This window comes from Kosakonia sp. LAM2021, assembly GCF_016620385.1.
GTDB lineage: Bacteria > Pseudomonadota > Gammaproteobacteria > Enterobacterales > Enterobacteriaceae > Kosakonia > Kosakonia sacchari.
The window spans coordinates 93375-112376 of record NZ_JAENHT010000007.1 but is presented as its reverse complement, the minus strand read 5'-3'; the positions used below and the strand labels follow the sequence as shown (position 1 = coordinate 112376).

Genomic DNA, 19002 nt, shown 5'->3' with positions numbered 1-19002 from the left:
ATATAAATTACCAATGACTTAAAGATAACCGCGAACATTTACGGCAAATGTGCTCACCATACGCTGTTATCGCCTGAAAAACCCAGGAAAACTCTGTTTCTCAGGCCAGTTCGCCTTTCACCAGCGGAACAAAGCGTACGGCTTCAACGGTATCAATAATGAATTCGCTTCCCCGCCGACGAACCCGCTTCAAATGCTGGAGTTCATCGCCCACGGGCAAAACGAGAATACCGCCGTCATCAAGCTGCGACATCAGCGCAGCCGGGATTTCCGGCGGTGCAGCGGTCACGATAATGGCGTCAAACGGCGCACGAGCCTGCCATCCCTGCCAGCCATCACCATGACGAGTAGAAACATTATGTAAATCAAGCTGCTTCAGGCGGCGACGCGCCTGCCATTGCAACCCTTTGATGCGTTCAACCGAGCAAACATGATGCACCAGGCGCGCCAGAATTGCGGTCTGATACCCCGAACCGGTGCCAATTTCCAGCACCCGCGAGGCCGGCGTCAGTTCCAGTAGCTCGGTCATTCGCGCCACCATATAAGGCTGCGAAATGGTTTGCCCTTGACCAATAGGTAACGCGACGTTATCCCACGCTTTGTGTTCAAACGCCTCGTCGATAAATTTCTCGCGCGGCACTTGTGACAACGCCTCAAGCACCTGCTCGTTTTTAATGCCCTGCGCGCGTAATTGATTGAGAAGATCTTGTACGCGTTTGCTTACCATTGCCTGTTCACCCCGGCACGATCCAACCAACCCGACACCACATCATGCGCGCTGTAAGCGGTTAAATCCACATGCAGCGGCGTCACGGAAACATAACCTTCATCAACGGCGGCGAAATCGGTGTCCGGCCCGGCATCGCATTTCTCACCAGGCGGGCCAATCCAGTAGAGCGTGTTACCGCGCGGATCTTGCTGTGGAATTACCTGATCCGCCGGATGGCGGCTACCACAACGCGTAACGCGAATGCCTTTGATCTCATCCAGCGGCAGATCCGGGACGTTAATATTCAAAATACGGCCGGTTCGCAGCGGTTCGCGGCTTAACGCACGTAAGATGGAACAGGTGACCGCCGCGGCGGTGTCATAATGCGTGTGCCCGTTAAGCGACACCGCCAGCGCGGGGAATCCCAGGTGGCGCCCCTCCATCGCGGCGGCAACCGTACCGGAGTAAATGACATCATCGCCAAGGTTCGGCCCGGCATTAATGCCAGACACCACCACATCCGGGCGCGGACGCATCAGCGCATTAACGCCCAGATAAACGCAATCGGTCGGCGTGCCCATTTGGACGGCGATATCGCCGTTTTCAAAGGTAAAAGTACGAAGCGAGGATTCAAGCGTCAGCGAATTAGACGCACCGCTGCGGTTACGATCGGGAGCGACGACCTGAACGTCGGCAAACTCTCTAAGAGCCTTTGCCAGCGTCTGGATACCCGGCGCGTGGATCCCGTCATCGTTACTCAGCAATATTCGCATAATCACCCGATGTGTTGATAAGTTCCCTGACGACACTGGTGGCAAAACTGCCCGCCGGAAGCCAGAACCGTAATTCGACGGTGACGTCATCCCACCAGTTCCAGCTTAATTTTTGCGGGTAGAGCAGCATCGCGCGGCGCGCGGCTTCGACTTTCTCCCGCACCAGCAGCGCCTGTAGATCCGGCGTATCAGCAACCGCCTGTCGTTCAAACGCCAGCGCGTCACGCTGTGTGCCCCACTCACCGCTGCCTGGCAGCGACGCGGTAATCATCAGCGCTTTCGCCTCAACGCGCGTTTGCAGTTCCGCCTGCTCTTCACACGTTGCAACAAACCAGCTGCCGCGCCCCGCTAATTGTAGCGCATCACCGTCAACAACTTGATTAAAGTCTGTTTTTTTCAACCGCTCACTGACGATTTGATTAAACAACGCGCTACGCGCCGCCGACAACCAAAAACTGCGCTTGTTACGATCGCGCACCGGCGCATCGCTCTGCGCCCAGCGAAGCGCGCCTTGCAGGTTGCTGCCGCCGATGCCAAAGCGCTGAGCGCCGAAATAATTCGGAACACCTTTCTCCGTGATGGCCTGCAAACGCGCGTCAACATCCGCACGGTCGCTAACTTCGCGCAGTACCAGCGTAAACGCATTGCCTTGCAGCGCACCGAGGCGCAGCTTGCGCTTGTGACGGGCATACTCCAGCACTTTGCAGCCTTCAAGCTGAAAGGCGCTGAGATCGGGCATCGCGTTACCCGGTACGCGGGCACACAGCCACTGCTCAGTGACTGCGTGTTTATCTTTTTGCCCGGCAAAGCTCACTTCACGCGCGTGGATTTTAAGGAATTTGGCCAGCGCATCGGCCACAAAACGCGTATTGCAGCCATTTTTCAGGATGCGCACCAGAATATGCTCGCCTTCGCCATCAGGCTCAAAGCCAAGATCTTCCACCACCATGAAATCTTCCGGATTGGCTTTTAGAACGCCGCTTGCCACCGGTTTGCCATGCAAAAATGTCAGGTTATCAAAATCAGTCATTTCGCCGCCTTCACCAATAGCGCCACCGCTTCACAGGCGATGCCTTCGCCGCGACCGGTAAAGCCGAGTTTCTCGGTGGTGGTGGCTTTGACGTTGACATCATCCATATGGCAGCCGAGATCTTCAGCGATAAATACGCGCATCTGCGGAATATGCGGCAACATTTTCGGTGCCTGGGCGATGATGGTGACATCGACGTTGCCAAGCGTATAGCCTTTCGCCTGAATACGCCGCCAGGCTTCACGCAGCAGCTCGCGGCTATCCGCGCCTTTGAAGGCTGGATCGGTGTCCGGGAACAATTTGCCGATATCGCCGAGCGCCGCCGCGCCGAGCAGCGCGTCTGTCAACGCATGCAGCGCAACATCACCATCGGAGTGAGCCAGCAGGCCTTTTTCGAAGGGAATGCGCACACCGCCAATGATAATCGGGCCAACGCCTCCAAAGGCGTGTACGTCAAAACCGTGTCCAATGCGCATTATGCTTTCTCCTGGAGGTCTGCATGGGTCAAGTAGAATTCTGCAAGTCGTAAATCTTCGGGTCGGGTGACTTTAATATTATCCGCGCGTCCGGCGACCAGCTCCGGGTGAAAACCACAATACTCCAGCGCTGAGGCTTCATCAGTAATGACAGCGCCTTCATTCAGCGCGCGGGTCAGGCAATCGTGCAGCAACGGCAGCGGGAAAAACTGTGGCGTTAGCGCATGCCATAAGTCGTTGCGCTCAACGGTGTGAGCAATCGCGGTTTTACCGGGTTCGGCGCGCTTCATGGTGTCGCGCACCGGGGCGGCAAGAATTCCGCCCACGCGACTGGTTTCACTCAGCGCCAGCAGGCGGTTCAAATCATCCTGATGCAGACACGGCCGCGCGGCATCGTGCACCAGTACCCACTGCGCGCCCGAGGCGGCCTTCAGGCCCGCCAGCACAGAATCCGCACGCTCTGCGCCACCGTTTACCACGGTGATTTGCGGATGGCTGGCAAGGGGTAATTGCGAGAAACGTTCATCGCCAGGGCTGACCGCGATAATCACGCGACTAACGCGCGGATGGGCGAGCAACGCGGCGACCGCGTGCTCAAGAATGGTTTTATCACCGATGGAGAGATACTGCTTAGGACATTCCGTTTGCATGCGGCGGCCAAATCCGGCGGCCGGCACCACGGCACAGACGTCCGGGATCATTGCTGACATGTCGTGAGTCCGGGATTATTTAAGGTCTGTTCTGCGTATTTTGTGTGTTTTGCGCTGAGCCCGACGCGCGCTTTGAGGCGTCCGGCACCAGACGATAAAATGTTTCGCCCGGCTTCGTCATCGTTAATTCGTTGCGAGCGCGTTCCTCAATCGCTTCCTGACCGCCATTGAGATCGTCAATTTCGGCGAAAAGCTGATCGTTACGCGATTTTAATTTGGCGTTTGTCGCCTGCTGTGCCGCCACATCTTCGCTGACGCGGCCGTAATCATGCAGACCATTCTTGCCGAACCACAGCGAATACTGTAGCCAGACCAGCAAAGCCAGCAATAGCAGCGTTAGTTTACCCATCCTGCCCCCTGAAAAACGGCATCATCATCCCATAACTTTCCGTCAGACTCCACTCCAGCCGGGTGATGCCGCACAAGCGCCAGACTTTACCATAAATGTCTGTCGATCCGTAGCCGGACACATTGCCTTAATGAGCGTTACGGTTTGACGCAGGGATTGCGTTACCCCATCAGCCACATAAACAGCACGCCGAACATGGCGATCACCGTCAACAGTGTCGCCACGCTGCTGTAAACCAGCTTGCCATCGAGGAGCGAATGCAGCGCAATGCCGACCACAACGGATACGGGCATCAGGGCGAGAAAAAAAGGCCAGGTGTATAGAAAGAAAAATAGCGTATTGGAGCCGTAAATCATGAACGGGATGCCGAGCGCCAGCAGCCATGCGACAAAGCCCACAACCGCTCCAGGGAACGACCATGTGGTGGCTTCATCGGTGGTGGTCGTCAACGACTGCGACCGTGGAATGGTGATGTTCTGACTGTTGCGCATATCTGATCCTGTTGCCTGTACGACCGGTAACGGAAATACACACCCTCATTCAGGCGGCACAAACATCAACGCCGTGAAACCTGAAGATGGCGTGTATCGCCAGTACCGTCTCAGGATCTGATAATATCGCCCTGCCGGAGGAGGTCTAATAATTGGCTGACCAAATTTGTTACCAATTGTTCGCCGTCCAGGTGTACTTCCGGGGATTGTGGCGCTTCGTAAACTGAATCGATGCCAGTGAAGTTGCGAAGTTCACCCGCGCGCGCTTTCTTGTACAACCCCTTAGGATCGCGCGCTTCGCAGATCTCCAGCGGCGTATCAACAAACACCTCGATAAACCGCCCTTCTCCCAGGCGCTCGCGCACCATTTGCCGTTCGGCGCGGTGCGGCGAGATAAACGCGGTGAGTACGACCAGACCGGCTTCAACCATCAATTTGGCCACTTCGCCCACGCGGCGGATATTCTCTTTGCGATCGGCGTCGCTAAAGCCTAAATCGCTGCACAGCCCGTGGCGCACATTGTCGCCATCCAGCAAATAGGTGCTGACGCCCGCGCGGTGCAGCGCCTCTTCCAGCGCCCCCGCGACGGTCGATTTTCCCGAACCGGAAAGGCCGGTAAACCACAGCACAACCCCACGGTGACCATGAAGTTGCTCGCGCGCATCAGGCGTTACCGGATGCGCGTGCCAGACGACATTTTCGTCATGCTGCGCCATCACTTGCCTCCCAGCAGATCGCGTGCGCCCCAGTGCGGGAAGTGCTTACGAATAAGCTGATTCAGTTCCAGTTCGAACGCGCTGAACTCGGATGTGCTGGCCTGTTTCTGAACATGAACATCACGCACCATTCCTGCGCCAACGGTCACGTTACTCAGGCGGTCGATAAAGATAATGCCGCCGGTCACCGGGTTCTGCTGATAAGCATCCAGCGTCAGCGGTTCATCAAACGTCAGATCCACCAGCCCAATACCGTTAAGCGGCAACGTTTCTACCTGGCGCTGCGTCAGATTGTTGATGTCCACCTGGTAGTAAATGCCATCAACACGGGCGCGCGTTTTTTTGCCTGCCACTTTGATGTCATAACTCTGACCCGGTTGCAGCGGCTGTTCCGCCATCCACACCACATCCAGCGATGCGCCCTGCACCGCAGGCAGCGTTTCCTGCGCATCCAGAATCAAGTCGCCACGGCTGATATCGATCTCATCTTTTAGCACCAGCGTAATCGCTTCATCCGCTGCGGCTTCCTGTAAATCACCGTCAAACGTTACGATGCGGGCGATGGTCGACTCGACGCCAGACGGCAGCACTTTGATGCGCTGGCCGACTTTCACCACGCCGGAGGCGAGCGTACCGGAGAAACCACGGAAATCGAGGTTTGGGCGGTTCACATACTGCACCGGGAAGCGCATCGGCTGCGTATCCACCACACGCTGGATTTCTACGGTTTCCAGCACTTCCAGCAGTGTCGGGCCGCTGTACCACGGCATTTTCGCGCTCTGGCTGGCGACGTTATCCCCTTCCAGCGCCGACAGCGGCACAAAGCGGATATCGAGGTTGCCTGGCAGTTGCCCGGCAAAAGTCAGGTAATCCTGACGAATGTTGTCGAATGTCTCTTCGCTGAAGTCCACCAGGTCCATTTTATTGACGGCAACCACCAGGTGTTTAATGCCGAGCAGCGTGGAGATAAAGCTGTGGCGGCGCGTTTGATCCAGCACGCCTTTGCGCGCGTCGATCAGCAAGATCGCCAGATCGCAGGTTGACGCGCCGGTCGCCATATTACGGGTGTACTGCTCATGCCCCGGCGTATCGGCGATGATAAATTTGCGTTTTTCGGTAGAGAAATAGCGGTACGCCACATCAATGGTAATGCCCTGTTCGCGCTCCGCTTGCAGGCCATCTACCAGCAGCGCGAGATCGAGTTTTTCACCCTGCGTGCCGTGACGTTTGCTGTCGTTGTGCAGCGTGGAGAGCTGATCTTCGTAGATCTGGCGGGTATCGTGCAGCAGACGGCCAATCAGTGTACTTTTGCCATCATCGACGCTGCCGCAGGTTAAAAAGCGCAGCAGGCTTTTGTGCTGCTGGGCATGAAGATATGCTTCGACGCCGCCTTCATTGGCAATCTGTTGTGCAATCGTGGTGTTCATGGCGGCTCCTTAGAAGTATCCCTGACGTTTTTTCAGCTCCATGGAGCCGGCCTGGTCGCGGTCAATAACGCGCCCCTGACGTTCACTGGTCGTGGAAACCAGCATCTCTTCGATAATCTCCGGCAGCGTTTGCGCGTTTGATTCCACCGCGCCGGTCAGCGGCCAGCAGCCAAGCGTACGGAAACGCACCATCCGTTTTTCGATCACTTCACCGGGCTGCAGATCGATCCGGTCATCGTCGATCATCATCAGCATGCCGTCGCGCTCAAGCACCGGGCGTTCCGCCGCCAGGTACAACGGAACAATGTCGATATTTTCCAGGAAGATATATTGCCAGATATCCAGCTCGGTCCAGTTAGAAAGCGGGAACACGCGAATACTTTCGCCTTTGTTGATCTGGCCGTTGTAGTTATGCCATAGCTCCGGGCGCTGGTTTTTCGGATCCCAGCGGTGGAAACGGTCGCGGAAGGAGTAAATGCGCTCTTTGGCGCGCGATTTCTCTTCGTCACGACGTGCGCCGCCAAACGCCGCATCAAAACCGTACTTGTTCAGCGCCTGCTTCAGCCCTTCGGTTTTCATGATATCGGTGTGTTTGGCGCTGCCGTGTACGAAAGGGTTAATGCCCATCGCCACCCCTTCCGGGTTTTTATGCACCAGCAGTTCGCAGCCATAGGCTTTTGCGGTACGGTCACGGAATTCGTACATCTCACGGAATTTCCAGCCGGTATCCACATGCAGCAGCGGGAACGGGAGCGTACCTGGGTAGAAGGCTTTGCGTGCCAGATGCAGCATCACACTGGAATCTTTGCCGATGGAGTACATCATCACCGGGTTGGAAAATTCGGCGGCCACTTCGCGGATAATATGGATGCTTTCCGCCTCCAGTTGTCGCAGGTGAGTGAGTCGTTTTTGATCCATAACCATTCCTTAAGCCAGATTAATCACGGAGGCGTCGAACGCCTCCGTCGCTGTCGTATGCCGGAACCAGGCGAGTTCGCGATGCAACCCAACCACCTCGCCTACCACCAGCAGGGCAGGCATCGGGGCGGCTTTCGCCAGTTCCTCAAGTTGTTCTAATGTGCCGGTAGCAACGTGTTGATCCACGCGCGTACCGCGGGAAATCACCGCCACCGGCGTTGTTTCGTCACGCCCGTGGGCAATCAGCTGTTCGCTGATTTCAGCCGCCTTCATCGTGCCCATATAAATCGCCAGCGTCTGGCGGCTCTGCGCCAGTTGCGACCAGTCAAACGGCGCGCTGTCGGCTTTATAATGGCCGGTTACAAACGTAACGCTCTGGGCAAAATCCCGGTGCGTCAGCGGGATGCCTGCATAGGCTGTCGCACCCGATGCTGCCGTAACGCCCGGCACCACCTGGAAGGGAATACCCGCCTCAGCCGCCGCCTGTAGCTCTTCGCCGCCGCGTCCAAAGATAAACGGATCGCCACCTTTCAGACGCACCACCGTTTTTCCCTCGCGCGCCGCGTCCACCAACATGCGGTTGGTATCATGCTGCGCGACAGCGTGCGAACCGGCACGTTTACCGACGCAGATTTTTTCTGCATCTCGCCGCACCAGTTCCAGCACCGCATCGCTCACGAGGTGGTCATAAAACACGACGTCTGCCTGCTGGATAACCTGCAAACCCCGCAACGTCAGCAATCCGGCATCGCCTGGCCCGGCACCAACAAGAATGATTTCACCGCCCCCGGAACCCGGTTGCGCTAACTCTGCTTCCAGCGCTTTTTCCGCTGCCGGTTCGTCGCCCGCCGCCATCAGGCTGGCAAAACGCCCGCGAAAAGCCGTTTCCCAAAAACGACGCCGCTCATCGGTAGTACGACGAAACGCCTTGATGCGCGTCCGCCAGCGCCCGGCAACTTCTGCCATGCGTCCGAGATTTCCCGGCAGCAGCGCTTCTATCTTTTCACGCAGTAACCGCGCCAGCACCGGCGCGTTACCGCCGGAAGAGATAGCCACCAGTAACGGCGAACGATCCACAATCGACGGGAAAATAAAGGAGCACAGCGGTTGGTCATCCACCACATTCACCAGACGGTGACGCGCATTGGCGGCGTCGAACACCTGGCGATTCAGTGCTGAATCGTTGGTCGCGGCAATCACCAGGAAAACCGCGTCCAGCTGTGATTCGTCAAACTCGGTAGCCAGCCAGTGAATGGAGCGCGCATCGGCAAGTTGCTGCAACTGCGGTTCCAGCCGTTGCGCTACCACTTGCACATGTGCGCCAGCCCGACGCAAAAAAGCGATTTTGCGCGCGGCGATTTCGCCGCCGCCAATCACTAAAACGGGGCGGTCTTTTACAGCAGCAAATAACGGCAGGTAATCCACAACGCAGTAACTCACTCAAGGCCAGCAATAGAGGGACTATAGGGGGCGGTTTAGAACGAATGAAATTACGAATTGGAATGAGTAGTTCCGCAAAGGAATAACGCTTGTGCAAAGCAAATATCAAAAAGTGCTTAACATCAACATTTTCGGAAGGTTAAGAAGAAATGAAATTGTGTAAAGCGGGTCACAGTTTCATACTAAGCGCGGTAAAAATTCTGCTGCTTAAAGGACTCCCTATGTTTTCCGCATTGCGCCTCCGTACCGCTGCCCTGGCGCTCGGCGTATGCTTTATCCTCCCGGTTTCTGCCCGCACCGCTCAACCCGGCGACTTTGCAACTGAGCAGGCTCGTCACATTGCCACCCTGTTCCCGGGACGAATGACCGGCACCCCCGCTGAAATGCTCTCTGCGGATTACGTTCAGCAACAATTTGAACAAATGGGCTACCAGAGCGATATCCGTAAATTCAAAACCCGTTACCGCTATACGGCGAAAGATAACCAGCAGAACTGGCAAAACGTTACCGGCAGCACGGTGATTGCCGCGCATGAAGGCAAACTGCCGCAGCAGATCATTATTATGGCGCACCTCGATACCTACGCACCGCGCAGCGATGCGGATGTCGACAACAACCTCGGCGGTTTAACGCTGCAGGGTATAGATGATAACGCGGCGGCTGTAGGCGTGATGCTGGAACTGGCGCAAGCGCTGAAGCAGACGCCAACGCAATACGGTATTCGTTTTGTCGCCACCAGCGGCGAAGAGGAAGGCCAGCTTGGCGCAGAGAGTTATCTTGCACGAATGAGCGAAAAAGAGCGCAAAAACACGCTGCTGGTGATCAATATGAATAACCTGATCGTCGGCGACAAGCTCTACTTTAGCAGCGGGAAAAACACCCCGGCTTCAGTGCGCAAACTGACGCGGGATCGGGCACTGGCCATTGCCCGTTCGCACGGCATTCAGGCGCTGAGCGCCCCGGTCACAGCCACCAAAAGCAACCACAGCGCTAATGATGCGCAGGTGTTTGATCAGGCCTCTATTCCGGTGTTGTCGGTGGAAGCGACAAACTGGTCGCTGGGTCTGAAAGACGGCAACCAGCAGCGCGCTAAATCGAAAACTTTCCCGGAAGGCGTCAGCCACCATAATCCCCGGCTGGATAATCAGCAGTATATCGACCAGGCGTTACCGGGGCGCATTGAGCGCCGCAGCCGCGACGTGGTGCGAATCATGCTGCCGCTGGTGAGCGAACTGGCGAAAACCACCAAAAATTAACGCCAGCAAAGCTGGCGTTATCTTGCAGATTTCCCGCTCCCACCCCGTGCGCAAAAACCGAAACGAAAAGGCTTTTGCGCACAGGGTGCATTAGAGCGTGGTGAACCGACGGCTAGCGCTCGTCACGACGCCCACCTACAGCAGCCCACATTCTGCGCACATGCACCGTCACTTCTTCACGGTCATGATACAGCTGACGCGCCTGAATCTGTGCGGCGATGTTATGTTCATCCAGCTGCGCCTGAATATACGCCAGGTTGTTCGACACCTCTTCGTAGCGCTTTTTCATTGGCAGCTTGAGGTTGAAAATGGTTTCCCGGCACCAGCCATTAGTCAGCCATTGCGCCATCAGCGCGGCGACTTTCGCCGGTTTCTCCACCATGTCGCACACCATCCATGAGATGTTATTGCGGTTCGGGCGATAGCGGAAACCATCTTCACGCAGCCAGGTCACCTGGCCGGTATCCATCAGGCTTTGCGCCATCGGACCGTTATCCACTGACGCTACCCACATGTTGCGTTTCACTAGCTGATAGGTCCAGCCACCCGGACACGCACCGAGATCCACCGCGTACATACCATTTGCCAGGCGTTCGTCCCACTCGTCTGCCGGAATAAAGACGTGGAACGCCTCTTCCAGTTTCAACGTTGAACGGCTTGGCGCATCGGACGGGAACTTCAGACGCGGGATGCCCATATAGAACGGCGAGTTGTTATAGGAGTACGAATAACCGGTGTAGCAACAGCCCGGCGCAATAAAGAACACGTGAACGACCGGGCGCTTCACTGAATCGCTACGCGCCAGGATGCCCGCTTCCCGCAGCGCACTGCGCAGCGGAACGGTAAACTTGCGGCAGAACTTCATCAGCTCTTTACTTTCGTTGGTATCGGCCACTTCGACACGCAAATCGCCGCCTTTATCCACGACGCCCTGCAACATGCCGACGATCGGCGTAATGCGATCTTCCTGCGGTAAGTCGCGCAGCAGCTCGCCCACGACAAACATCTGGCGAGCAAAAATCAGCGAACTGAATGGCAGCTCGCGCGCCAGTTTGTCGGCGTCGTTTTCCTGATAGCACTCAAAAACAACATAACCCGCGTTCTCTTTCACACGCGCGAAACCGAACACCTCAAGGCGACCGGCTTTATCGGTAATTTCTGCTGCGCACTCTTTCTCAAAACCCGGGCGGCACAACAACACCACTTTATTCATGAACAACGCCCCTACGTTTCAGACGAATTGCGCCAACTAACATTAATGCCCAGCCGATGAGAAAACAGACGCCACCGACCGGCGTAACAAACGCCCACAAGCGTAAATGCGAGAGCGCCAGGCAATAAAGGCTGCCGCTAAACAACACGGTGCCGAACGCCAAAAAAACGCTGCTCCAGTAAAACCAGATGCTGATGCGGCGCTGCATCGCCACCGCAAGCCCAAGCACCGCGAGCGTGTGGAACGCCTGATATTCGAGCCCGGTCTGGATCCAACTCATCTCCACCACGCCCAAAGATTTACGTAACACGTGCGCGCCGAAAGCCCCCAGCGCGACAAACACAAAACCGCTTACCGCGGCAAAAATCAGCATAAAACGGCTGGTCATGTGAGTACCCTAAAAGTCATACGCGCCGTACGCGCGCGAATTATTGTTCGTAACGGAAACGGAACTTTTCCTGTTCGCTGGCCGCCTTTGCCAGGATCCACTGACGAAAGGCGGCTATTTTACCCAGTTCTGCCTGGCTGTCATGACAAACCAGATAAAACGCGTTCTTACTGACCAGAACATCATTAAACGGGCAGACCAGACGGCCTGCTTCAATTTCAGACTGCGCCATTACATTGTTGGCCAGCGCGATCCCCTGTCCATGGATGGCAGCCTGCAGCACCATAGAGCTGTGGCTGAAAATAGGTCCCTGCTGAACGTTAAGATTAAGACCTAACTGGCGCGTATAAGTTTGCCAGTCGCGACGAGAAGCGTCATGCAGCAAGGTGTGATGTGCCAGATCCTCTGGCTTTTTCAATGCTTTATCACCGGTGAGTAATAATGGCGAGCAGACCGGCAGCAAGTATTCTGCGTACAATTTTTCCACACGCAAGCCAGGCCAGTTGCCGCGACCGTAAAAAATCGCCACGTCGACATCGTCCGCCAGTTTGTCCTCTTCGCGGTCAACCGCCTGGATACGCACGTCGATTCCCGGATAAGCTGAGTTAAAGCTAGAGAGCCTCGGCACCAGCCATTGAATGGCAAAACTGGGCAATAAACTTACAGTGAGCGCGCCTTTTGCACTGCGTGCTTGTAGCTTTCGCGTAGCCTCATTGAGCTGGGAAAATATCTCTTTGATATCCTGAAAATAACTCTGACCTTCTTCGGTGAGCAGCAGCGAACGGTTGCGTCGACGGAACAATTTCAGGCCGAGAAAATCCTCGAGAGACTTGATTTGGTGGCTTACTGCGGCCTGCGTCACAAAAAGCTCATCGGCGGCACGAGTAAAACTCAGATGGCGGGCAGCGGCATCAAAAACACGTAATGCATTCAGTGGTGGTAATCGCTTGGACATGGTTATCAGGCTTAGATGTAAAGGCAATTTAACAAACAGGAAACAGTGTTTAACCTATTAGTTTTTTTTATCTGAGCCATTATAAATTGTCCGTTGAGCTTCTACCAGCAAATACCTATAGTGGCGGCACTTCCTGAGCCGGAACGAGAAGCTTTTTTTGGAATGCGTGTTCTGAAGGGCTTTTGGCTTACGGTTGTGATGTTGTGTTGTTGTGTTTGCAATTTGGTCTGCTATTCAGACCCCGGTAGCGACGCTACCCCTTTTTCACTTCCTGTACATTTACCCTGTCTGTCCATAGTGATTAATGTAGCACCGCAAGATTGCGGTGCTTTTTTTTGCCTGAAATCAGGGTTATTTCTCCAGCGCGACCATCTCTTTGACGTCGGTACGGTTGATCTGTTGCTCATTACCGTTGGCGTCTTTATAAGAGATCATGCCGGTCTGATCGTCGGTTTTCGGTTTACCTTCCGAAATAATCGTACGACCATCGTTGGTATGTAATGCATAGTTCGGGCTGGAACAGGCGCTCAGGGCAAAAGCAAAAGCACATGCAGAAATAATTGCGGCAGCCTTTTTCATCTTCTTCTCCTTCTGGCAATTAATGCTGTGAAATACTCTTCATGGAAGAGTCTCGAACGATTAACTAACACTATTCAGCATAACCTGCTTACCGAACTCTGCCAGGACAAACAGATAATTCCGATGGTTATCAACTGCCTTGCTACGACCGAAAAATTGCGCGACGATCTGAGGAATTAGATGAGGAATCGCATGAACGCATTTAACCCAGCGCACTTTCGCGCGCAGTTTCCGGCGCTTGCCGATGCGGGCGTCTATCTCGACAGCGCCGCTACCGCCCTGAAGCCGCAAGCCGTGATTGATGCCACGCAACAGTTCTACAGCCTGAGCGCTGGCAACGTGCATCGCAGCCAGTTCGCGCAGGCGCAACAGCTCACCGCCCGCTATGAAGCCGCGCGCGAACAGGTTGCTGCCCTCCTTAACGCGCCGTCCGGGAAAAATATCGTCTGGACGCGCGGCACCACTGAAGCCATCAATATGGTCGCGCAATGCTACGCCCGCCCGCGTCTGCAAGCCGGGGATGAAATCCTCGTCAGTGAAGCGGAACACCACGCGAACCTCGTGCCATGGCTGATGGTCGCGCAGCAGACCGGCGCAAAAGTGGTGAAATTACCGCTGGGTGCTGATCACCTGCCGGATATCGCGCTGTTACTGCAGTTAATTACCCCGCGTAGCCGGATCCTGGCGCTCGGACAGATGTCCAACGTCACCGGTGGCTGCCCGGATCTGGAACGTGCCATTACCCTGGCACATGCGGCAGGCATGGTGGTGGTGGTTGACGGCGCACAAGGCGTGGTGCATTTCCCGGCGAACGTGCAGCGTCTGGATATCGATTTTTACGCCTTCTCCGGCCACAAGCTATATGGGCCAAACGGCATCGGTGCGCTGTACGGCAAAGCGGAACTGCTCAATGAAATGACCCCGTGGCTCGGCGGCGGCAAGATGATTACCGAAGTGACGTTTGATGGATTCACCACGCAACCCGTGCCGTACAAGCTGGAAGCCGGGACGCCTAACGTCGCGGGGGTGATTGGTTTAAGCGCCGCGCTCGAGTGGCTGGATACGCTGGATATCGCCCAGGCGGAGAGCTACAGCCGAGGTTTAGCCACGCTTGCGGAGGAGCAACTGGCGCAGCGCCCGGGTTTCCGCTCTTTCCGCTGCCAGGATTCCAGCCTGTTGGCCTTCGATTTCGACGGTATTCACCACAGCGATATGGTGACGCTACTTGCCGGTTACGGTATCGCGCTGCGCGCCGGTCAACACTGCGCGCAACCATTGTTGGCGGCGCTGGGGGTCAGTGGTACGCTGCGCGCTTCATTTGCCCCCTATAATACGCAACACGATGTTGATGCGCTGATAGTCGCTGTTGATCGCGCGCTCGACATTCTGGGGGATGCATGACCAGCCCAGCTTTTGCCGGACATCCGTTCGGCACGGTGGTAACCGAAGAGACACTGCGCCAGACATTTGGCGCGCTCAACCAGTGGGAAGAGAAGTATCGCCAGTTGATCCTGCTCGGTAAGCAGTTACCCGCCGCAACAGATGAATTAAAAGCGCAGGCGCGGGAAATTCCCGGCTGCGAAAACCGTGTCTGGCTGGGTTCCACGCTCGGCGCGGACGGAAAAATGCACTTTTTTGGCGACAGTGAAGGCCGCATCGTGCGTGGATTGCTGGCAATTCTGCTCACCGCAGTAGAAGGCAAGCACCCGCAAGCACTGGTGGAAAACGATCCGCTGGCGCTGTTCGATGAGCTGGGCTTACGCGCCCAGCTAAGTGCGTCACGTAGCCAGGGGCTGGCGGCGCTGGCCGCCGCCGTGCAGGAAGCAGCGCGTCAGGCGCTGGCCTGACGTTCCGCTTTCGCCATCAATTTTTTCAGGGCATGGGAGACCGCGATAAAACCAAATGTCGCGGTCACCATGGTCGCCGCGCCGAAACCGGCAGCGCAATCCATGCGTTTTGGCCCTTCCGCCGTGCTTTTCATTGCACACACGGAGCCATCCGCCTGCGGATAAACCAGCGCTTCGGTGGAAAACACGCAATCCACGCCCAGCTTGCCTTTGCTGTTCTTGACCACGCCAAAATCGCTTTTTAACCGCTCGCGCAGTTTCGCCGCCAGCGGATCCTGAATGGTTTTCGCCAGATCGCTCACCTGGATCTGTGTCGGATCGATCTGCCCACCCGCGCCGCCGGTCGTTACCAGCGGGATCTTATTGCGTCGGCAGTAAGCAATGAGCGCCGCTTTTGGGCGCACACTGTCAATCGCGTCAATCACATAGCTGTAATCACGGCTCATTAACTGTGCGACGTTATCGGCAGTGACAAAATCATCGACCACCGTCACCAGGCACTCCGGGTTTATCTGGCGAATACGTTCCGCCATCACCTCGGCTTTCGCCAGCCCCACATTTTCACGCAGAGCATGGATTTGCCGGTTAGTGTTCGTCACGCAAACATCATCCATATCAATCAGCGTGATAGCGCCAATGCCGGTGCGCGCCAGCGCTTCTGCCGCCCATGAGCCAACACCGCCAATGCCCACCACACAGATGTGCGCGTCGGCAAACCACTGCAGCGCTTTTTCACCATACAACCGCGCGGTGCCGCCAAAGCGCTGGCGCCAGGCGTCACTGATTACTGCTGACATAAACAAACCTCAAGATGAAACGAAAGACCCTCTTCCGGAGCCGGAAGAGGGTGCGAGTGTAGCACACTCAGCCGCTGAACACGCCGCCGCCAGCGCCGGTTCCGGGGGCGTTTTTCAACACCCATACGCGGCCATAATGGTTGTACCATCCGGCGCGATGACCCGCATCCGGGCCAATGCCCTGATAAATATCAAAGTGCTGGCCTTTGATTGCGCCACCGACATCCAGCGCCACCATCAGGCGCAGTTCATATTTGCCGTTGAATTTGCCCTTGTTATCAAGCTGCGGCACTTCCGCCAGCAGCGTCGTGCCCGGCGGAATAATCGACCGGTCGGAAGCGACAGAAGCGCGACCGATCAGCGGCACCGCGCTGGCACCTTTTACCGGCGCCCAGGATTGCGGTTTAAAGAAGACGAACGAGGCGTTCTCTTCCAGCAACGCGCGAACTTCCGCTTCGCTGTGTTTTTCGCCCCATTCGCGAATCGCCTGCATCGACATATCTTCGCGCTTCACTTCACCACGGTCGATCAGCACTTTGCCGATGCTGCGGTAGGCGTGACCATTTTTTCCGGCATAGCTGAAGAAGTTAAGCGGGCTGCCGTCGCCAAAATCGATATAGCCGCTGCCCTGCACATCCATAATAAAGTTGTCCATCAGCGAGTTGCTGTACGCCAGCACATAGCTGTCGCTGAGCGCGCCGGCGTAGATTTCCGCGCGGGACGGCAGGCGGCCGCGTTTAGACGGCATACGGTAAATCGGGTACTGAAACTCGCCCTGGCGTGTATGTCGCGCCTGCACAACAGGCGTGTAATAACCGGTGAATTGCACGTTGCCATAGTTGTCGGTGCCTTCCATTTGCCAGGCGTCGAGGCCAAACTGGCGCAAATTACGCGTATCGCCACCGGACATCAGCCACGACTGAATCGCGTTATAGACGCCGCTCTGGCTGCCGTAGAGGCGCGGTGAGGCGCTACGAATTTGATTAACCTGCTCGGAGAAGTCTCCGGCATTGATTGGCGCACCTACGGCGTCAGGTTGATTGACCAGGGAAAAAGGCTGGGAAAATTTTCCGTCTTTATACTGTTGACCACGATCGGTCGGTTTTGAAGAGCAGGCCGCGAGAATTGCCACCATTGCGCCTGTGAGTGCGAACTTAACCCAACGTCCTTTCATTATCTCTCATCTTCTGATTAACCCGGAGCGGGGTGAAGATAACAAACCCCACCCGCTAATGAAATGCGCCAGCACGACTCGGCGCTAATTTAGTGCAAAAAATAAACGGATTGTATTGTTTTTACACATAATCCCGCCAATTATGCGATCCAGGCAAAAAAAAGGTTGCATCAATAAGTTTGCAGAGTATAGTGCGCATCCACGGACGCGGGGTGGAGCAGCCTGGTAGCTCGTCGGGCTCATAACCCGAAGGTCGTCGGTTCAAATCCGGCCCCCGCAACCAATTAAAATGTGAAGAAAAAAGTTTACATGACGGAAGTGTAAACAAGACGGACGCGGGGTGGAGCAGCCTGGTAGCTCGTCGGGCTCATAACCCGAAGGTCGTCGGTTCAAATCCGGCCCCCGCAACCAACACAATAAACACCTTAACAGGTGTTTTTTTGTTTCTGCGGTTCGCAAAAAGAAAATGGCGCTTTTCAGCGCCATTCTGTTATCCCCTTCTCGCCAGCGTCGCGCCATCCGCGAAGTAGGCTTTAATCCCTGCCAGAATCGACTCTGCCACTTCCTGCTGGAATTTCGCCGTCTTCAGCTTACGCTCCTCTTCCACGTTACTGATAAACGCGGTTTCCACCAGAATTGACGGAATATCCGGCGCTTTCAGCACTGCGAAGCCAGCCTGCTCAACCTGATTTTTATGCAGGTTGTTGATATTACCAAGCTTGTTGAGCACCGCTTTGCCAAACTTCAAGCTGTCGTTAATGGTTAACGACTGCACCATATCGAACATGGTGTGATCCAGATAGCGATCGCCGCTTTTGCTCACCCCACCGATTAAGTCCGACGCGTTCTGCGTTTCCGCAAGGTATTTCGCGGCGGTACTGGTCGCCCCTTTGGTCGACAGGGCAAAAACGGAAGAACCGCTTGGCTGTCGGCTGCTGAAAGCATCAGCGTGAATCGACACAAACAGGTCAGCGCGCTGTTTTTGCGCCTTAGCAACGCGCACTTTCAACGGAATAAACACATCCTCGTTGCGCGTCATATAGGCTTTCATATTGCTCTCTTTCTCGATCAGCGCATGCAGCCGACGCGCGATTTGCAGCACCACATCTTTTTCCCGGGTGCGATATTTTCCCGTCGCCCCCGGATCTTCACCGCCGTGACCGGGATCGAGCATGATCACAATTGGCCTGTCACGTCCGGCTCTCCCCGGTTTCGGGCCGCTCTCTGCGGGCGGTACCTGCTGCTCAAGATCGCCTTTGTTGTACTCTTCAAGCAGCGCCAGCAGCGGATCCTGCACATCTTTCGCATTCGCCGGGTAGAGATCCATCACCAGACGCTCTTTAAAACCGGCCACCGGCGCCAGTGCAAACAGCTGCGGCTTCACGTCCTGTTTCAGTTCAAACACCATGCGCACGGTCTGCGGATCGAACTGCCCTACCCGCGCGGATTTGATATAAGGATCGTCGCCACGGATCTGCGCGCCCATGCCTTTTAACACCGAGTTAAGATGCACACCTTCAAGATCCACCACCAGCCGGTCGGGGTTACTCAACGCGAACTGCTTATATTTGACGACATGGTTCGATTCCACCGTCACGCGCGTATAGCTTGACGCTGGCCAGACGCGAACCGCCACCACCTGGCTGACTGCAGCCAAACCAATTTGGCTCACGCTTAATAACCACATGGCCCCCGCGCCTTTTAAAAACCTGCGGCGACTCAGCGCTGATTGACTTCCCGACATGCTTCTCCCG

Annotated in this window: 21 protein-coding genes and 2 tRNA genes; 5 read left to right on the top strand and 18 right to left on the bottom strand. The window is 55.8% G+C overall.

Features of this window, described 5'->3' with window-relative positions:
* Positions 1 to 100: 100 nt before the first annotated feature.
* The 11 genes from JKP81_RS15820 to cysG all read right to left on the bottom strand — a co-directional run bounded on the left by JKP81_RS15820 (position 101) and on the right by cysG (position 9024).
* Positions 101 to 727 carry a protein-L-isoaspartate(D-aspartate) O-methyltransferase gene (locus JKP81_RS15820; RefSeq protein WP_017457717.1) on the bottom strand — a complete coding sequence of 209 codons (627 nt, stop codon included), beginning with the start codon at positions 725 to 727 and terminating at the stop codon, positions 101 to 103.
* Positions 721 to 1482 carry a 5'/3'-nucleotidase SurE gene (surE, locus tag JKP81_RS15815; protein WP_200552469.1) on the bottom strand — a complete coding sequence of 254 codons (762 nt, stop codon included), beginning with the start codon at positions 1480 to 1482 and terminating at the stop codon, positions 721 to 723. The genes JKP81_RS15820 and surE overlap by 7 nt, the downstream gene beginning before the upstream one ends.
* Positions 1463 to 2512, bottom strand: coding sequence for a tRNA pseudouridine(13) synthase TruD (gene truD / locus JKP81_RS15810; protein ID WP_200552468.1), 1050 nt, complete (start codon positions 2510 to 2512; stop codon positions 1463 to 1465). Before truD ends, surE begins: the two co-directional genes overlap by 20 nt.
* A complete protein-coding gene (gene ispF, locus JKP81_RS15805) occupies positions 2509 to 2988 on the bottom strand; it encodes a 2-C-methyl-D-erythritol 2,4-cyclodiphosphate synthase (protein ID WP_017457714.1) in 480 nt (159 codons plus the stop codon). The genes truD and ispF overlap by 4 nt, the downstream gene beginning before the upstream one ends.
* Positions 2988 to 3698, bottom strand: a complete 711-nt coding sequence (gene ispD / locus JKP81_RS15800; RefSeq protein WP_200552467.1) for a 2-C-methyl-D-erythritol 4-phosphate cytidylyltransferase — start codon at positions 3696 to 3698, stop codon at positions 2988 to 2990. Before ispD ends, ispF begins: the two co-directional genes overlap by 1 nt.
* Positions 3699 to 3717: 19 nt before the next feature.
* Positions 3718 to 4047 (bottom strand): cell division protein FtsB, encoded by a 330-nt coding sequence (gene ftsB / locus JKP81_RS15795; protein ID WP_200552466.1) that lies wholly within the window; start codon positions 4045 to 4047, stop codon positions 3718 to 3720.
* Between the two features lie 161 nt (positions 4048 to 4208).
* The gene (locus tag JKP81_RS15790; RefSeq protein ID WP_200552465.1) at positions 4209 to 4538 is read right to left on the bottom strand and encodes a DUF3561 family protein; all 330 of its coding nucleotides are present in this window, start codon (positions 4536 to 4538) and stop codon (positions 4209 to 4211) included.
* Positions 4539 to 4648: 110 nt separating this feature from the next.
* Positions 4649 to 5254, bottom strand: coding sequence for an adenylyl-sulfate kinase (gene cysC / locus JKP81_RS15785; RefSeq protein WP_200552464.1), 606 nt, complete (start codon positions 5252 to 5254; stop codon positions 4649 to 4651).
* A complete protein-coding gene (cysN, locus tag JKP81_RS15780; protein ID WP_200552463.1) occupies positions 5254 to 6681 on the bottom strand; it encodes a sulfate adenylyltransferase subunit CysN in 1428 nt (475 codons plus the stop codon). Before cysN ends, cysC begins: the two co-directional genes overlap by 1 nt.
* Positions 6682 to 6690: 9 nt before the next feature.
* On the bottom strand, positions 6691 to 7599 hold the full coding sequence (gene cysD, locus JKP81_RS15775) for a sulfate adenylyltransferase subunit CysD (RefSeq protein WP_017457708.1): 909 nt from the start codon (positions 7597 to 7599) through the stop codon (positions 6691 to 6693).
* Positions 7600 to 7608: 9 nt separating this feature from the next.
* Complete coding sequence (gene cysG, locus JKP81_RS15770; protein ID WP_200552589.1) at positions 7609 to 9024, bottom strand: siroheme synthase CysG; 1416 nt, start codon at positions 9022 to 9024, stop codon at positions 7609 to 7611.
* Between the two features lie 236 nt (positions 9025 to 9260).
* Here cysG and JKP81_RS15765 point away from each other — a divergent pair, with 236 nt between their 5' ends.
* A complete protein-coding gene (locus tag JKP81_RS15765) occupies positions 9261 to 10295 on the top strand; it encodes an aminopeptidase (RefSeq protein ID WP_200552462.1) in 1035 nt (344 codons plus the stop codon).
* 112 nt (positions 10296 to 10407) lie between these two features.
* Here the strand turns inward: JKP81_RS15765 and rlmM are convergent, their stop codons facing one another.
* The 4 genes from rlmM to JKP81_RS15745 all read right to left on the bottom strand — a co-directional run bounded on the left by rlmM (position 10408) and on the right by JKP81_RS15745 (position 13430).
* Entirely contained in the window at positions 10408 to 11508 is a 1101-nt protein-coding gene (gene rlmM / locus JKP81_RS15760) for a 23S rRNA (cytidine(2498)-2'-O)-methyltransferase RlmM (RefSeq protein ID WP_200552461.1), read from the bottom strand.
* A complete protein-coding gene (locus tag JKP81_RS15755; RefSeq protein WP_020455036.1) occupies positions 11501 to 11896 on the bottom strand; it encodes a DUF423 domain-containing protein in 396 nt (131 codons plus the stop codon). The genes rlmM and JKP81_RS15755 overlap by 8 nt, the downstream gene beginning before the upstream one ends.
* A 40-nt stretch (positions 11897 to 11936) precedes the next feature.
* Complete coding sequence (gene gcvA / locus JKP81_RS15750) at positions 11937 to 12851, bottom strand: glycine cleavage system transcriptional regulator GcvA (RefSeq protein WP_017457703.1); 915 nt, start codon at positions 12849 to 12851, stop codon at positions 11937 to 11939.
* Between the two features lie 351 nt (positions 12852 to 13202).
* Positions 13203 to 13430 carry a YgdI/YgdR family lipoprotein gene (locus JKP81_RS15745; protein WP_017457702.1) on the bottom strand — a complete coding sequence of 76 codons (228 nt, stop codon included), beginning with the start codon at positions 13428 to 13430 and terminating at the stop codon, positions 13203 to 13205.
* A gap of 192 nt (positions 13431 to 13622) precedes the next feature.
* Here JKP81_RS15745 and csdA point away from each other — a divergent pair, with 192 nt between their 5' ends.
* Both csdA and csdE read left to right on the top strand, forming a co-directional pair.
* On the top strand, positions 13623 to 14831 hold the full coding sequence (gene csdA / locus JKP81_RS15740; protein WP_200552460.1) for a cysteine desulfurase CsdA: 1209 nt from the start codon (positions 13623 to 13625) through the stop codon (positions 14829 to 14831).
* Entirely contained in the window at positions 14828 to 15277 is a 450-nt protein-coding gene (csdE, locus tag JKP81_RS15735) for a cysteine desulfurase sulfur acceptor subunit CsdE (protein WP_200552459.1), read from the top strand. Before csdA ends, csdE begins: the two co-directional genes overlap by 4 nt.
* Here the strand turns inward: csdE and tcdA are convergent.
* Complete coding sequence (gene tcdA, locus JKP81_RS15730; protein ID WP_017457699.1) at positions 15262 to 16074, bottom strand: tRNA cyclic N6-threonylcarbamoyladenosine(37) synthase TcdA; 813 nt, start codon at positions 16072 to 16074, stop codon at positions 15262 to 15264. The two genes, csdE and tcdA, sit on opposite strands and share 16 nt — an antisense overlap.
* Before the next feature lie 67 nt (positions 16075 to 16141).
* Positions 16142 to 17248: a murein transglycosylase A gene (gene mltA, locus JKP81_RS15725; RefSeq protein ID WP_200552458.1), complete on the bottom strand. Its 1107-nt coding sequence runs from the start codon at positions 17246 to 17248 to the stop codon at positions 16142 to 16144.
* 206 nt (positions 17249 to 17454) lie between these two features.
* Between mltA and JKP81_RS15720 the strand changes: the two genes are divergently transcribed.
* Both JKP81_RS15720 and JKP81_RS15715 read left to right on the top strand, forming a co-directional pair.
* A tRNA-Met gene (locus JKP81_RS15720) sits at positions 17455 to 17531 on the top strand.
* A gap of 51 nt (positions 17532 to 17582) precedes the next feature.
* A tRNA-Met gene (locus tag JKP81_RS15715) sits at positions 17583 to 17659 on the top strand.
* A gap of 79 nt (positions 17660 to 17738) precedes the next feature.
* Here the strand turns inward: JKP81_RS15715 and amiC are convergent.
* Positions 17739 to 18992, bottom strand: a complete 1254-nt coding sequence (amiC, locus tag JKP81_RS15710) for an N-acetylmuramoyl-L-alanine amidase AmiC (protein WP_200552457.1) — start codon at positions 18990 to 18992, stop codon at positions 17739 to 17741.
* Positions 18993 to 19002 lie beyond the last annotated feature (10 nt).

What these genes read in the sequence shown, in the direction of transcription:
- truD (WP_200552468.1), bottom strand. Translation starts at nt 2,512, where the DNA reads ATGACTGATTTTGATAACCTGACATTTTTGCATGGCAAACCGGTGGCA.
- JKP81_RS15745 (WP_017457702.1), bottom strand. Translation starts at nt 13,430, where the DNA reads ATGAAAAAGGCTGCCGCAATTATTTCTGCATGTGCTTTTGCTTTTGCC.
- csdE (WP_200552459.1), top strand. Translation starts at nt 14,828, where the DNA reads ATGACCAGCCCAGCTTTTGCCGGACATCCGTTCGGCACGGTGGTAACC.
- cysC (WP_200552464.1), bottom strand. Translation starts at nt 5,254, where the DNA reads ATGGCGCAGCATGACGAAAATGTCGTCTGGCACGCGCATCCGGTAACG.
- JKP81_RS15790 (WP_200552465.1), bottom strand. Translation starts at nt 4,538, where the DNA reads ATGCGCAACAGTCAGAACATCACCATTCCACGGTCGCAGTCGTTGACG.
- surE (WP_200552469.1), bottom strand. Translation starts at nt 1,482, where the DNA reads ATGCGAATATTGCTGAGTAACGATGACGGGATCCACGCGCCGGGTATC.
- JKP81_RS15755 (WP_020455036.1), bottom strand. Translation starts at nt 11,896, where the DNA reads ATGACCAGCCGTTTTATGCTGATTTTTGCCGCGGTAAGCGGTTTTGTG.
- JKP81_RS15820 (WP_017457717.1), bottom strand. Translation starts at nt 727, where the DNA reads ATGGTAAGCAAACGCGTACAAGATCTTCTCAATCAATTACGCGCGCAG.
- mltA (WP_200552458.1), bottom strand. Translation starts at nt 17,248, where the DNA reads ATGAAAGGACGTTGGGTTAAGTTCGCACTCACAGGCGCAATGGTGGCA.
- ftsB (WP_200552466.1), bottom strand. Translation starts at nt 4,047, where the DNA reads ATGGGTAAACTAACGCTGCTATTGCTGGCTTTGCTGGTCTGGCTACAG.
- cysD (WP_017457708.1), bottom strand. Translation starts at nt 7,599, where the DNA reads ATGGATCAAAAACGACTCACTCACCTGCGACAACTGGAGGCGGAAAGC.
- ispD (WP_200552467.1), bottom strand. Translation starts at nt 3,698, where the DNA reads ATGTCAGCAATGATCCCGGACGTCTGTGCCGTGGTGCCGGCCGCCGGA.
- gcvA (WP_017457703.1), bottom strand. Translation starts at nt 12,851, where the DNA reads ATGTCCAAGCGATTACCACCACTGAATGCATTACGTGTTTTTGATGCC.
- rlmM (WP_200552461.1), bottom strand. Translation starts at nt 11,508, where the DNA reads ATGAATAAAGTGGTGTTGTTGTGCCGCCCGGGTTTTGAGAAAGAGTGC.
- JKP81_RS15765 (WP_200552462.1), top strand. Translation starts at nt 9,261, where the DNA reads ATGTTTTCCGCATTGCGCCTCCGTACCGCTGCCCTGGCGCTCGGCGTA.
- tcdA (WP_017457699.1), bottom strand. Translation starts at nt 16,074, where the DNA reads ATGTCAGCAGTAATCAGTGACGCCTGGCGCCAGCGCTTTGGCGGCACC.
- amiC (WP_200552457.1), bottom strand. Translation starts at nt 18,992, where the DNA reads ATGTCGGGAAGTCAATCAGCGCTGAGTCGCCGCAGGTTTTTAAAAGGC.
- csdA (WP_200552460.1), top strand. Translation starts at nt 13,623, where the DNA reads ATGAACGCATTTAACCCAGCGCACTTTCGCGCGCAGTTTCCGGCGCTT.
- ispF (WP_017457714.1), bottom strand. Translation starts at nt 2,988, where the DNA reads ATGCGCATTGGACACGGTTTTGACGTACACGCCTTTGGAGGCGTTGGC.
- cysN (WP_200552463.1), bottom strand. Translation starts at nt 6,681, where the DNA reads ATGAACACCACGATTGCACAACAGATTGCCAATGAAGGCGGCGTCGAA.